The sequence below is a fragment of the Dehalococcoidales bacterium genome (assembly GCA_041652735.1).
In the GTDB taxonomy this organism is placed as follows: domain Bacteria; phylum Chloroflexota; class Dehalococcoidia; order Dehalococcoidales; family RBG-16-60-22; genus RBG-13-51-18.
On record JBAZGT010000003.1, the window covers coordinates 37,961 to 51,776 of the forward strand.

General features: G+C 58.9%; 13 protein-coding genes. 2 read left to right on the forward strand and 11 right to left on the reverse strand.

Going from position 1 to position 13,816, the window contains the following annotated elements; genetic code table 11:
* Nucleotides 1–23: 23 nt before the first annotated feature.
* The gene (locus WC370_01710; GenBank protein ID MFA5308186.1) at nt 24–356 is read left to right on the forward strand and encodes a metalloregulator ArsR/SmtB family transcription factor; all 333 of its coding nucleotides are present in this window, start codon (nt 24–26) and stop codon (nt 354–356) included.
* Nucleotides 357–454: 98 nt separating this feature from the next.
* On the forward strand, nt 455–3,529 hold the full coding sequence (locus WC370_01715; GenBank protein MFA5308187.1) for an FAD-binding and (Fe-S)-binding domain-containing protein: 3,075 nt from the start codon (nt 455–457) through the stop codon (nt 3,527–3,529).
* A 53-nt stretch (nt 3,530–3,582) separates the two neighbouring features.
* Here the strand turns inward: WC370_01715 and WC370_01720 are convergent, their stop codons facing one another.
* The 11 genes from WC370_01720 to WC370_01770 form a co-directional block, all read right to left on the reverse strand.
* Entirely contained in the window at nt 3,583–4,401 is an 819-nt protein-coding gene (locus WC370_01720; protein ID MFA5308188.1) for a potassium channel family protein, read from the reverse strand.
* Between the two features lie 171 nt (nt 4,402–4,572).
* Complete coding sequence (locus WC370_01725) at nt 4,573–5,244, reverse strand: DUF4956 domain-containing protein (protein MFA5308189.1); 672 nt, start codon at nt 5,242–5,244, stop codon at nt 4,573–4,575.
* Nucleotides 5,245–5,263: 19 nt separating this feature from the next.
* Nucleotides 5,264–6,067: a polyphosphate polymerase domain-containing protein gene (locus WC370_01730; protein ID MFA5308190.1), complete on the reverse strand. Its 804-nt coding sequence runs from the start codon at nt 6,065–6,067 to the stop codon at nt 5,264–5,266.
* A 3-nt stretch (nt 6,068–6,070) separates the two neighbouring features.
* Nucleotides 6,071–7,876, reverse strand: coding sequence for a CotH kinase family protein (locus WC370_01735; protein ID MFA5308191.1), 1,806 nt, complete (start codon nt 7,874–7,876; stop codon nt 6,071–6,073).
* Between the two features lie 177 nt (nt 7,877–8,053).
* Entirely contained in the window at nt 8,054–9,163 is a 1,110-nt protein-coding gene (gene rsgA, locus WC370_01740; protein ID MFA5308192.1) for a ribosome small subunit-dependent GTPase A, read from the reverse strand.
* A gap of 6 nt (nt 9,164–9,169) precedes the next feature.
* Complete coding sequence (locus tag WC370_01745) at nt 9,170–9,958, reverse strand: methyltransferase domain-containing protein (protein MFA5308193.1); 789 nt, start codon at nt 9,956–9,958, stop codon at nt 9,170–9,172.
* Between the two features lie 27 nt (nt 9,959–9,985).
* Complete coding sequence (locus WC370_01750) at nt 9,986–10,117, reverse strand: hypothetical protein (protein MFA5308194.1); 132 nt, start codon at nt 10,115–10,117, stop codon at nt 9,986–9,988.
* A gap of 288 nt (nt 10,118–10,405) precedes the next feature.
* The gene (locus WC370_01755) at nt 10,406–11,188 is read right to left on the reverse strand and encodes a GNAT family N-acetyltransferase (protein MFA5308195.1); all 783 of its coding nucleotides are present in this window, start codon (nt 11,186–11,188) and stop codon (nt 10,406–10,408) included.
* A gap of 121 nt (nt 11,189–11,309) precedes the next feature.
* Nucleotides 11,310–12,065 carry an SDR family NAD(P)-dependent oxidoreductase gene (locus WC370_01760; protein ID MFA5308196.1) on the reverse strand — a complete coding sequence of 252 codons (756 nt, stop codon included), beginning with the start codon at nt 12,063–12,065 and terminating at the stop codon, nt 11,310–11,312.
* A gap of 10 nt (nt 12,066–12,075) precedes the next feature.
* Nucleotides 12,076–12,861: an SDR family NAD(P)-dependent oxidoreductase gene (locus WC370_01765; protein MFA5308197.1), complete on the reverse strand. Its 786-nt coding sequence runs from the start codon at nt 12,859–12,861 to the stop codon at nt 12,076–12,078.
* A gap of 4 nt (nt 12,862–12,865) precedes the next feature.
* Nucleotides 12,866–13,669 carry an IclR family transcriptional regulator C-terminal domain-containing protein gene (locus WC370_01770; GenBank protein MFA5308198.1) on the reverse strand — a complete coding sequence of 268 codons (804 nt, stop codon included), beginning with the start codon at nt 13,667–13,669 and terminating at the stop codon, nt 12,866–12,868.
* Nucleotides 13,670–13,816: the final 147 nt, after the last annotated feature.

Sequence of the window (13,816 nt, forward strand, 5' to 3'; positions counted from 1 at the left end):
TAATTATATATTGGAGGTTAGATATGCCGGATAAATACGATACAGACCTGTTCAAACTGAAATCTGAGCTCTGCAAGACCTTTGCCGATCCCAAGAGGCTGATTATCATCAACGAGTTGCGGGGCGGGGAAAAGGCGGTGGGAGAACTGGTAGCTACGGTAAAAGCGGCCCAGGCGGTAGTATCCCGCCACCTGGCTATCCTGCGGCACCGCGGCGTGGTGCAGGCGCGGCGGGAGGGGGTCAATATCTTTTACAGCCTCACCAACCCCCGCATCTTGGATGCCTGCGACATCGTCCACGAGGTGCTGATGGAGCAGATAGCCCGCCAGAAAAAAATGGCGGAAAAAGTCCTTTAACGATAAGAGATGAAGAGAAATATTAGCTCAAAACTGATAACCGGTAACGCAAACAGCGGCTTTGAGTTACCCATAGCGGTAAAAGGGGGAACAAATCAATGTTAAATAACCAGCAGCAGGCTTACCTGGAAAAGAGCTTCGGGGAGCGGGTGAATTTCCGCCACACGGAGAGGAAGCTGTACGGACATGACATCGCCGCCATGCCGGGTTTAGTCAAACCATTTCTCGGCGATACCATTCCGGACGCGGTGGTACAGCCGCAGAACGAGGCGCAGCTGGCGGACCTGATGCGCTGGGCGGCGGCCAATAAAGTGCCGCTGACCCCCCGCGGCAAAGCCACCTCCGGCTACGGCGGCGTCCTGCCGGTAAAAAAGGGCGTGGTGGTGGACTTCCATTACCTGAAGCACATCAAGAACATTGATGCCGCCGCCAATACGGCCACCGTGGAAGCGGGCGTGGTCTGGGAAAGACTGGATAAAGAGCTGAACAAGCAGGGGCTGACCCTCCGCCTTTACCCCTCCAGCTACCCCTCCGCTACCGTGGGCGGCTGGCTGGCGCAGGGGGGCGCGGGGATAGGGTCGTACGAGGCGGGGTGGTTCCGCCAGAACGTGGTCAGCGCCCGGGCGGTCATGCCGGACGGCAGCGTAAAAGAATTTAAGGGTAAAGAGCTGGGCCTGCTTTCCGAGGCCGAGGGCACCACCGGGCTCATCAGCGAAGTCACGGTGAAAGTGCAGCCATTATCGGAGCTGGAGGTCATCGCCGTGGGTTGCCCGGAGGCGGACGGCATCCAGCACATCGTGCAGTCGCTGATAGATAAAAATATTCCCGTATGGTCGATACTGTTCATCAACCCGCGCATGGCGCAGCTCAAGAACGAAGTGCCTTTGCGCGAGCATCTGGGGCACCCGGCGGAAGAGCGGGTGCTCTTGCCCAGCGCCTATATCATTACCCTGGCTTTCCGTAAAAAAGACCGGGACGCCGTGCTGACGCCGCTGGCGGAAATAATGAAAGGATGTAAAGGGGGGCTTCTCCCCGATGAAATCGCCAAACACGAGTGGGAAAACCGATTCAAGATAATGCTGGTCAAACGCCTCGGGCCGAGCCTGGTGCCGGCGGAGGTAGTCATTCCCCTGTCCAGCCTGGGCAAGGTAATGGCGGAAATCAGTAAAAAGGTCGGCCAGCCGGTGGTGAAAGAGGGGATTATCATCAAGGAGGGGCGGGGCGGCAAACCGGAGGTGGTCATCCTGGGCTTTATCCCCAGCGACCAGCGCAAGCTGAGCTACAGCTTCGTCTTCGGGCTGACGCTGACCATCACCAAAATCGCCATTAAGTACGGGGGGCGGCCTTACGCCACCGGGCTTTATTTCACCGGCCAGGCGGCCAAGATTTTAGGTAAAGAAAGACTGGCCGAGCTCAAGGCCTATAAGAAAAAAATCGACCCCTCCCGCATTCTCAACCCCGGCAAGGTGATGAAAGGCGGGATAATGGGTATTCTGATTACCCTCGCGTCCGCCTTCGAGCCGCTGATCCGCCCCCTGGGCAACAGCGTCACCACCCGCCTGGGGGAACGCCCCGGCAACCCGGTGCGGGATATCCCGGCGGACGTGGCCTGGTACGCCTACGGCTGCTCCCAGTGCGGCTACTGCGTGGACGAATGCGACCAGTTTTACGGGCGGGGCTGGGAAAGCCAGAGCCCCCGCGGCAAGTGGTACTGGCTGCGCGAATACATGGAAGGACGGGAAAAGTGGGACCAGTTCATGGTGGACACGATACTCGCCTGCACCACCTGCGAGCTGTGCAACCTGCGCTGTTCCGCCTCCCTGCCTATCGAGCCTTCCTGGATGAAGCTGCGCGGCATACTGATTACCGACGAAAAGAAAATGACCATCCCGCCCTTCGAGATGATGGCGGCCTCTCTGCGCAAGGAGGGGGATATCTGGGCGGCCTACCGCCGGGACCGGGACGCCTGGTTCCCGGAGGACCTGAAAGCGAAACACGGGCCGGAGCATAAGGCTAAAGTGGCCTACTTCGCAGGGTGCACCGCCTCCCACGTGGAGACGGACATCGCCATGGCTTCCGTCCGGCTGCTGGACGCCGCCGGCGTGGACTTTACCTACCTGGGCAAGAAAGACAACTGCTGCGGCACGCCCATGCTGGTCTGCGGCAAGTGGGACGTCTTTGAAGAGGTGATGCGGCAGAATATCAAGAACATGAAAGACGCCGGCGTGGATACCGTAGTTTCCTCCTGCCCCGCCTGTGACATGATGTGGCGGCAGGTATATCCCCGCTGGGCGCAGAAGCTGGGCATCGAATACGACATCACCGCTAAACACTACAGCGAGCTGGTGGCGGAAAAGATAGCCTCCGGGGCGTTCAAATTCCCCTATAAAATAAAGGACACCACCGTCACCATCCACGATTCCTGCCACATCGCCCGCGTTTCCGGCGTGTATGACGCCCCTCGGGAGATGATTAAAGCCATCCCCGGCGTGAAGCTGGTGGAAATGGAAAACAACCGGGAAAAAGCGCATTGCTGCGGCAGCGTGCTGACCCTGATTAAGGACCCGCCGGTGGCGGCGATAATCGGCAAATCACGCATGGACGAGGCTATGGCTACCGGGGCGGACAAGCTGCTGGCGCTCTGCCCCTGCTGCCAGTTCCAGTTCCGCGTGACGGCGGAAAAGAAAAAACTGCCGATAGAGACCATAGACATCGCACGGTTCGCGGCGGCGGCGCTGGGCTATAAGTTCCCCGACCCCAACCCGGAGGTGCAGCGCCAGTGGGCGGTCTTCGAGGCGATGATTGCTTTAATGACGCCGGAAGGATTCGCCAAACTGATGGGCACCATGTGGCCGGAGCTGGTTGACGCCATGCCCTTCGGTATGGGGCCGATGATGCGCTTCATGGGTAAAATCCCCGGCGCGCTGAATCTCATGAAACCCATGTTCCCCATCCTTTTCCCCCGCCTCCTCCCCATGATGATGCCCAAGGTTATGCCCACCATGCTCAAGCGGGTGGCGGACGCCATACCCATGCCGGACTACATGAAGGAGCAGATGCCGGAGCTGATGCCCGGGGTCATGAACAGCCTGATGCCCCACATGATAGGGGACGTGGTGCCGCTGGTGACCGGGCCGATGATAGACTATTTGCAGGGCAAAGAAAAGAAGTAATAAAACCCGTTTACCCGGGGAAAAACAGGAGGGGGGCGTAAGCCCCTCTCTTTTTATTTATTGATGATGGGAGATGGATTATCCACGAAGGGATTGGTGCGCAGGGCGAGGGAAAAGAGGAAAGGATAGCGGCTTTTCAGGTACTGCATGTAGTCCGTCCATTCCAGGGTAAGCAGGGCGTAAGCCCGCTTGACGTCATTGGCGAGGTGGGCGATATCCGCCTCCGGTAAATCAGTGAGGGAAGGCCGCGCCGCCAGCTCGTCCCGCAGGTGGACGATAGCCCATAGAAGCTCGGCGTAGGTCTCGTTGGCCACGATGTCCGGGTTTTCCAGCTGCCGCACCAGCAGTTCGCCGATGCCGGAAAGGTAGCTGTGCAGGGCAGGGAGGTCGAGCCGTGTGGGGTCGATGGCGTGGGCGTATTCCCTGAGCCGTTTTTTGAGGTGCTGGAACTCCGCGCCCGTCCACTGCGCCGTCACCAGGAAGTCCTGGCGGACGCCGGATATGCCGGGGTCAAAACCGGCGAAAATATGGAGCAGCCGGTTGCCCGCCTCGGTAAAGAAAACGCCGATGAGCATATTGCGCCGGTGGCCGTGCATGCCGCGCTGCTGGCGCTGGATAATCCACTGCAAAATATTGGTCAGGATGGTCAGCACCGTGCTGATGCCGAAGAGGGTGATGATGATATCGAATACTTTTCCGGCGGTGGTCGTCGGGGTAATGTCCCCGTAGCCCACGGTGGTGATGGTGGTGATGGTGAAATATAAGGCGTTCAGGAAAGACAGCTTTTCTATCGCCATGAAGCCGAAGGTGCCGATAAGCACCACCGCCACCGGCAGGAGCACCACCCATCTCAAGCGCTTCAGCCTGTCCATGCGGGGCTTTACCCTTTTCCTTTCCCGCCGGTCAGCTTGATGTGTTCCTTGCGGCTGTGCTGAAGGATATCTTCAATAATGCCCATCTATTTTTCAGTATACAGTAGACAGTTTACAGTGAATAGTCCCCCCTTCCCCCTGACTGTCAACTTAAAACTGTAAACTGTAAACTCACCCGATGAACACCTCCACTTTAGCCGCCCCGGCCAGCCTGGTAAGGTCGCTGGTGAAGGCGGACCAGTTGAAATCCGTGCGGCGGCGGTACTGGTAGTTCAGGCTCACGCGGTCCTCCATCACGGACATGGTCATCAGTCTGGGGGCGGGCAGGCGCTCTTTAAGGAAAGCGGACAGACTGGCTTCGAGGTCGGCATAGGAGACCTGGTCGACGGATATCATGAGCTGCCCCCGCCCGAACAGGGAAACGCGGTTGCGGGTCAGCCAGTGCACCAGCAAAGCGATAAATACCAGCAGGAAGAGGATGCCGGTAGCCAGGAAGTTGTTGGTGGCGGCACCGATGGACGAGGCGATAAGCAAAAGCAGGAAGCCTATCTCCGCCGGGTCTTTTACCGGCGTGCGGAAACGCACGAAGGACAGGGCGCCCAGCAGCCCCAGCGAAAGCGGTATGGATACCTGGATGCCCAGGAATAGCGCGGTAACGGCCGGCCCGCCGACGATAAAGGTGCGGTGCACCCCCGCCCCGATGTGCCGCGAACCGTAGAACCACTGATACATCAGGTACACCACGATAGACGCTACCAGGGAAAAACCCAGGCCGACGACTATCTGGGGGAGGCCCATCGGGGATTCCAGCCCCTTGATATAGTCCCAGATTTCGCTGAACATGAAAGACCCTCCTTTACTTTTATGGCAGGACCAGCTTGCCCGGCGGCCAGAGACGCGCCACGCTGCCTGGGTCGGCGAAAAAGATATCCAGGCAATTGCCGTACTTGGAAAACCGGCTCCAGTCAACGTCCAGGATTTTCAGGCGGCGCAGGGTGGGGGGCAGCGCTAAAGAAGGCCCCTTCACCTCGATGACGGCGTTGGGCAGGCGGATGGCTTTTTCCCCCCGCCCCAGCTCCGGGTTAACGATGGCGGCGCGTATATCCCGGTCGAAGGACACCCGCTCGCCGGTCTGCATTTCGTTGAAACGGCAGCGCAGGTAGGATATCAGGATAACCGGCTGCAAAGGCTGCTCCGGGAAGCACCCGAAGCCGGCCAGCGTTTGCAGCAGCCGGGTCTTCTCCAGTATGCCGCGACGCAGGTTTTCCGGCCGCAGCAATGCCGCTGAAACCGTGAATTTGCAGCGCTGCTTGCTGCTGGCGAAGCCCTGCCGGGACTTAAGCTCCAGGTAAACCGGTACTTCTCCCGTTCCGCCGGGGCTTTCGTTGTACCAGCGGATGCGCACCTTGTCCTTGCGGAACTCGCCGGACTCCGACCGCCGGTACTGGTCGAGGTCCGGGGTATCGAAGTAAAGGCTGTGAACGAGGTCGCGGGGATACTCTTTATCCGGGCGGCATACCTGCCGTATCAGGGCTAAAGCCAGCCCGCTATCGGCCGGCGGCACCGCGTATTTCCGCTCGAACCGCTGCGCCGGCGTGGCCGGCGGCTGGCCCGTTATTTTATTCAGTATACTGGCGATTTTTATTTCGGTTTCCTCCGGCGGCATTCGTTACCAGGGCATAAACATATCCGCAATCCACATGCTGGCGCCGTTGCCGCTGCCGGGGAGGGCGGCGTTCCGGGCCGGTCTTTCGCCGGCGAGCTGCTGCCGCACGGATTCCCACCGGGCGGCGATGACGGTCTTTAAACCCAGCGAGTTGGGCCCGAAGCCGGACTGGCCGGGGGGCTGCGGGGCTTCCAGCGGCCCGTACAGGTTTTGCAGGAAAACATGGTAATGGTCTTCCTCCAGGCATTCCTTGAGCGTATCCAGCTCGCCGGGGAGGAAGGTGCGGCTTAAAAGCTCGTACAGGCTTCTTACCCTGAATTTATCGTACAGGGCGGCATATTCTTTGGAGCTCAGGATATAGGGCAGAGCGGGGGAAGCGCCGCCCGCCTGCCAGCCTTCAAAGATATCCGGCGGCCTTAAGTCTTCGGTCTTGCAGCGCTCCCAGTCATCGTACGAATAAAACATGGCGGCGTCCGTTTTAACGTAAGGGCGCAGCATATCATAAAGCCGGTCGATGCGCGGCAGGACGGTGTCCAGGGAGAAAGAGGTGTCCAGCAATTGCTGCAAATATTCGTGATACTTTTCCAGGTAGGGCGGGCAGGACAGCAGTCGGTCCACCAGGGGGAAGCGCTGCATCGGGCCGGAGGTGGGCTCGTCGATGTACCAGTTGATGATACCGTCCTTGCGGATGCCGGCGCTGTAGGTGCCGAAGGTCATGTTCAGGTCCCAGGGAATGAGGGAAAATTTACCATCGACCTCATACAAATACATGTTGTGCCCGATGCCGATATAGTTGTCCAGGTGCACGATGCCGGCGGAAACCGCCAGGAACCGCAGCGCCTCGTCCACGTCCAGCACCTTTTCTATTTCCTGCGGGAAGGTCTCGTCCGGCTCATTGTTGAGCACGTCCAGCAGCTTGAACAGGCCGGTGTAGTCCGGGTGGTCCTGGTTGGTCTTGAGACCGGCGGCTTCGATAAAGTTGCGCGCCGTCATGGAGGAAAACGCCGCCGCCGGCGTCTCATTATCCGTCCGGTAGTCTGCCGCCGTGTCCTCGTCGCCCAGGGCTTTTAAAATATCGCCGAGGCGCCCCCCGCCCCAGTTCCGCTCCAGCACCGGCTCTTCTTCCTCCGCCGGCGCTTGGAACGCGCCGTAGCCGAAAAAGCTCTTGTAGGCGTTTTTCTCCGTCCAGTCCAGCCGCGCCGCCGCCACCTCCGGCTTGTAAAGATTGCCGGCGGTACCGGTGAAGTAGCGGGAGAGGAAAGCGGCGTCCACCGCTTCCACCATCGTATAGACGCCCAGGTGGTGGTCGTTCAGGTAAAGGTCGACTATCGAGGCGCGGGGCGAAGGCACGCCCATCCCGGCGAAAATTTCATAAGAGATAACGTCCCGGATGAGGGTGGGGTCGCTCCAGCCGTTATTGAAATGCACCTTTTTCAGGCCGTGGAAGGTGAGCTCGCTGTTGAAGAGGTTAAAGTCCACCGCCAGCGGAAAGCGGTCGCTGTCCCAGGCCACCGTCTGGTTGAGGGAGGCGTTGCCCTTGGTCCTGACGGCCACGTCCGGCACCAGCTCGTCATCGAACCAGAAGTCCGCTTTATAGTAGTCTTTGTTGTAAGCCGTCGCCTTTAAAGACTCCCAGCTGCTTTCCGGCATGATGATGCGCACAGTGGCGACGCGGTCGGTATAAAAGGGGTTTACTTTCTTATCGCCGCTGTAGGCGGCGGGGCTGACGGCGCAGCCGGACAGGGAGACCGTGAGAATAACGGCCGCCGGCAGCAGCCCGGCTAATACCGCTTTAATTCCTTTCAGCATTGCCTGTTTCCGCCGTTTCAACATCGGATTTATGCGCAATAAGCGAAAGTTTTATGCAGAATTAAATTTAATTGTTAAGAGATTACCAGATAACAGGCGGCAATGCAAATACTATCCGGCTAAATGAAAAAGGCGGCGGCCCGTTTTTTAGCGCCGCCGCCCTTTCCCCGTGCGGCTTTAGTCATCTCTCCTGATGCGTTTTTGCAACTGCGATATTTTTTTCCATCTCAATTTTTCTTCCAGGACGGCATGTCCCGCCTGGCGCATATTGAGGTGCCGGACTTCCCGCTGGAGCTTCTGGTAGTTCATGAAATGTCTGGCGTCCAGCTCACCGCGCTGGATGGCCGCGCGGACGGCACAGCCCGGCTCGGCATTATGCCGGCAATCGGCAAAGCGGCAGCCCGCGGCGATGCGGGAAATATCCTCAAAGGCGTTATCGAGGCTTTCTTCATCTCCCCAGACCTGTATCTCGCGCATGCCCGGCGTATCGATAACCGCCCCGCCTCCCGGCAGCAGGATAAGCTCGCGGCGGGTGGTGGTATGCCTTCCCTCCATATCGCTCTTGCGAATCTCGGCGGTGGCCAGCCGCTCTTCCCCGAGCAAGGCATTAACGATAGCTGATTTTCCCACGCCGGACGACCCCAGTAACGCTGCCGTGTTTCCCCTCGTCAGGTACATTCTTAAAGCGTCCATACCCGTCTGTTCAATAGCGCTTACAGCGTGGACGGGAATCCCGGGCGCTATCGTTTTTACCTGCCTGATTCGGGCTTCGATATCGGCGCAGAGGTCAGCCTTGTTTAAAACGATAACCGGGAACGCCCCGCTGACGCGGGCGATGGCCAGGTAGCGCTCGATTCTTCGCAAATTCAGGTTCCTGCCGCCGTCCAGTCCGCTGACGAGGAAAACCGTGTCCACGTTGGCGGCAACCACCTGCTCGAGCGTCTTGCCGCCGGCTATCCTATCCCGACCGCCGGTAATCTGCCGGGAAAAACTGGTTTTCCGGGGTAATATCGCCCGGATGACAGCCTTTAGCTCGCCGGGCAGGGGACGGAGGGCCAGCCAGTCCCCGACCGCCGGATATTCATCTCCGCCGTCCGCCAGGTAACGCATTCTGCCTGACAGCTGCGCCGCCAGTTCACCGGACGCGGTAAGCGCCTGGCAGGAGTCCTTCTCCACGGTAACTACCCTCCCGGGCACGGCGCCCAGTATTTTTACGGACTGGAATTCACCGGCAAAATAGTCGTCCCAGCCCAGTTCTTCAAGGTTTATCTCATTTTCTTCAGCCAAATTTATTTACTCCTTTTTACGTCCTGCTAACCTGATGAGGGCAAGATATCTGCCCGCGTCTTCCCGGAGCACCGGCTCCTCGGAGGGGAACATAAGCGTTCCCGCCTCATCGCAGGCTTTCTCATATTGCAGCCAGTCTTTCCAGCCGTCCGGCATCGCGTCCGCCGCTACGTCTTTAACCACGCTCAATTTATCCCAGTGACTTTGCCACCAGGCGGCGGTATGGAAGCACCAGCACTCGTCCACCCAGAGAGGCTTGCCGTTAGCGCGCGGGCGCGCCAGGTGCTCCGGCACCGGCCCGTTAAAGTCTTTAGCCAGCCCCGCCACCACTACCCCTATTTGCCCGCCCGGCCTCAGGAATTTCAGGAAATTGGGGAGGTACAGGTCGTCCGTGCCATAGTACTGGTAGGAGTCCAGGCTGATGATGGCATCGAAAAACTCCTCAGCATACGGCAAATCGTGCGCCTCGGCGTGAATCGGGCAGATTTCATTTTCCAGTCCGGCCTCCTTAATGCGCCCCCAGTTTTCCGCGGCGGGAATCCAGAGGTCGTTAGCCCACACCTTCACCCCGTATTCTTTAGCCAGGAAAACGGAGCTGAGCGCCTTGCCGCAGCCCATGTCCAGCACGCGCATGCCGGGCTTTAAATCCATTTTTTCACAGAGCCATTCCGTCAGCCAGAGGACGTTGGGCCCCATCCACCCCTTCAAAACCCATTCCGGATCGTATTTGGCCGACCGCGGAAACCTATCGTTTTTGAGCAGTTCTTTCATTCTTTCTTTGGTTAATTTATTCATATAGATTCTCCTTTCTTTAAGACCAGGTTATTTTTCCGGGTACAGTCCCTCCAGGGGAAAAGGCGGCTGGGCGACCGGGCGCACCGCTAAAGACAAAAGCGCCAGCTCATTGTTTTGGTATTTGGCCGTGCGTTGGTTCTTATGGTATTTACCGCGCATATAACAAGCCCTCGACTATCCGTTATTTAGTGGGGAAAACAAAAAAACCGCGGAGCTGTCACGTCCGCGGCGGATAAACGGGCCTGCTTTAAGGGGTGGCGGGGGGAGGGTATAAAAAGCCAAAGCCGTTCCCGGAGGAACGGCCAGTTAAAACCAGAAAAAAAGGGGGGCCGGATTCCTACCGGAACATGACAGCGCTATGGATGGCTGCAAGCACTTGTTTCAACATGAATGCCTCCTTGTGAGCGCAGAATTACAGAAAGATGATATCACGCGACTATAAATGTGTCAAGCGCCGACGCTCGGCGGCATTTCCCGGGCGTACAGCTCCACCCAGGCCGGTTTGTAGCCGAGCGCGGCGGCGGTGCCCCGGGAGGCGATATTGGCTATGGACGTGGAGTAGTAGGGCAGCTTTCCCTTATCGAGGATATGTTGCGTCACGGCGCCGACCAGCGCTTTGCCGATGCCGCGCCGGCGGTACTCCGGCAGGGTGTCCACGCCTATCTGCCACATGATGTCGCAGTCCGCGCAGGCGGCGGCCACCCCGGCAATTTCGCCGTTAAGACGGGCCACGGCGGTGACTACCCTCGGCCGTAGCGGATTGGGCGCGAACCCCAGCGCGTTGGTGAAGCGGCTGCCCTGGTAAAGGTCCGCTGGGGTTTCACCTTCGTTCAGGCTTATCTTAACTTCTTTTACCGGGGCGCAGGGGTGGAAAATATCCGGCGTGCAGATGTATTTCAGGTCCGGACCGGCCATGCACTGCCCGTCGCGCTTGACATAACTATCCATGCGGCCGATGATGTACGCCGTATAAATATCGTCGCGGGCAAGGCCGCTCAAATTTATCCTGGCCCAGCGCTGGCGTTCCGCGCAGCAGCTAACGATAACGCTCCGCCCCATGGTGGCCGCTATCAGCGTCTTTTCCCGGAAAGGGAACTTCCGCCGCCCCGGCAGCTCTTTGGCCTGGTAGATGAAGACGCCCTCTTTATCGAAGTCGCTTTCAGTACAGGCCAGGTCCACCGCCAGGACTATCTTGACTACGTTCAGCGCGGTATAAAAGTCCCGTAACATTTTTTGCCTCTAGACAGGTCATTCCGGCGCAAAACTGACCCCGGGGGCCGGGAAAATATAAGCTCTGGCCCCCGGTCTGAAGCCCGCGCCGGAACGGCAGTATTTACGTATTATTTTTAGTTTAAGGCGTCACGCCGCCCGATACCACCAGCACCTGCCCCACGATATCGCTGGCCGCGTCCGAGACCAGGAAGGTCACCGCGTTGGCGATGTCCTGCGGGGTGGTGAGCCGCTTGATGGGCAGGGTCTTGGGGAAGTTCTCGATGAGGCCGGGGGGCGCGTTCTTGGCGAAGCCGGTATTGGCCACGCCGGGCGAGACCAGGTTGATATTAATGCCCTCCGGGGCGGCTTCTTTAGCTACTCCCAGGCTGAAGCCGATGATGCCCGCCTTGGCGGCGGCGTAGCCGGCGGTGAACATGCCGCCGTGAATGCCCGCGCCGGACGTGATGTTGACGATTTTGCCGCTCTTCTGTTTTATCATCAGCGGCAGGACGGTCATGGTGCCGTTGCGGGTGCTGGTCAGGTTGACGTTGATATCGAAAGCCCAGTCCTTGTCCGTCATCTGGAGGAAGGGCTTGGGGGGTGTACAGCCGCCGGCGTTATTGACCAGGATGTCTATCCGCCCGAATTTTTCCATTATCTTGTTCACCATGTCCGCCCATTCCGGCACGCTGGTGACGTCCGCTTTCAGCGCTATGGACTTGCGCCCGAGCTTCTCCACCGCGGCAGCCGTGGCTTTGGCGCCTTCGAGGTCGAGGTCGGCGATGGCGACATCGCAACCTTCTTTGGCCAGCTGTAAAGCTATCGCTTTGCCGAAGCCTATCTGGCTGCCGGCCCCGGTCACCAGTGCTATCTTGCCTTTTAAGCCCAGTTCCATCTAATGCCTCCTAAAATTTTATAATCTTGCCGCCGTCCACGTCTATAACCTGGCCGACGATATCGCTGGAGACGTCCGATGCCAGGAAAGCCGCCATGCTGCCGATGTCCTGCGGCGTGGTCATCCTGCCGGCGGGTATATCCATGCTCACGTGCCTGGCGAACTCCGGCGGGGTCTCCGCCGTTTTCAGTACCTGGCTGGAGCGTAAAAACCCCGTGTCCCCGATGCCGGGACTGATGCTGTTGACGTTGATGCCTTTGCCTATCACTTCCTTGGCCAGGGACTTGGTGAAAGCCATCACGCCGGCCTTGGCCGCGCTGTAAATGCTGGAGTTGGCCAGCCCCATCGTGCCCACGCCGGAAGAAATGTTGATAATTTTACCGTGCTGGCGCTCTATCATCTGCGGCAGCACCGCTTTGGTGCAGATGAACACCGCTTTGAGGTTGAGGTTGATATCCGGCTCCCACTCCGCCTCCGTCTTTTCCGCGAAAGGCCTGGGCGGGGTGGCGGCCCCGGCGTTGTTCACCAGAATGTCTATTCCGCCGAATCTGCCAACGGTCTGCTTTACCGCGGCGCCGACCTCCGCGCTGCTGGTGACGTCCGCTATCAGGGCCAGGGCTTCCCGCCCCAGCGCTTCGATAGACGCGGCGGTCTTTTGCGCGCCCTCCAGGTCTTTATCCACGATGACAACATTACAGCCTTCTCCGGCCAGCGCCAGGGCGATGCCCTTGCCGAAGCCGGTCTGGCTACCGGCCCCGGTCACCATTGCCACTTTGCCTTGCAGTCCCAGGTCCATGTTCCTACCCCCTTTGCCCGAATTTCCCCTCTATATTGCGGGTAATGCGCGCCGCGCTGGCTTTCAGCTCGATAATTATCTCTTTGACCCTGGGCTGCATACGCGGTTCCGGTCCCACCACGCTCAAACCTACCGGTAGAATGTAGTTGGAAATGGGCGCGGCGATGCACAGTGTCCCCTGGATGCGCTCTCCGCGGCTAACGGCGTAGCCTTTGACGAGGATATCCCGCAGCTGGGCCAGCAGCAGGTTTCTATCCGTGACGGCGGGCCCGTTCGGCGTAGTGATTTTGATGATATCCAGCAGCATGTTGAGTCGGCTGGCGTCCAGCTGGGCCATGAGCACCTTGACGGAAGCCCCGGAAAAAAGGCCGGCGGAAAACTGCTCCAGCCGGTAGCTTTCCCGCGTCACCCGCAGGTCATGCTGGCTGGGTATATCGTGGAGGGAAAGCAGCTGCATCCCGCTCAGGATATCCAGGGATACCGTTTCCCCGGAGGCGGAAGACAGCCGGCGCATCTCGGCGTCGGAGTAGAGAATAAGTCGCTTGTGGGTGCTGATGGCGTTGACCGCGAACCGGCTGACCAGCAGGCTGAGGTAATACTGGCGGTTAATCGTGTCCTGCACGACGAGCTGCGACTGCTCCAGCAATTTGAGCACCCGGTGCACCGTGGACTTGCTGAAGTTGCACTCCCTGGCGATATCGCTCACGTTGTGGATATCCTTGCTCAGGCATACAAGGATAGCCGCGGCATGGGCGATGGAACCGGTGGCCGGCTGGATTTTTGCCGGCCCGGTTTTCTGGCCTGACATTACCATATCAGTCATCTCCGTACAAATATTCGTTCACGGAAGGCGCTTTTCCTCCCGGTGGGCGTCCGCGGAATGTTCAGCCTGTAGGAACCGGAGTTCCTTTTTGTTCGTAAATATTATAGCACATGGTGTCAATAAAGCCTTGCG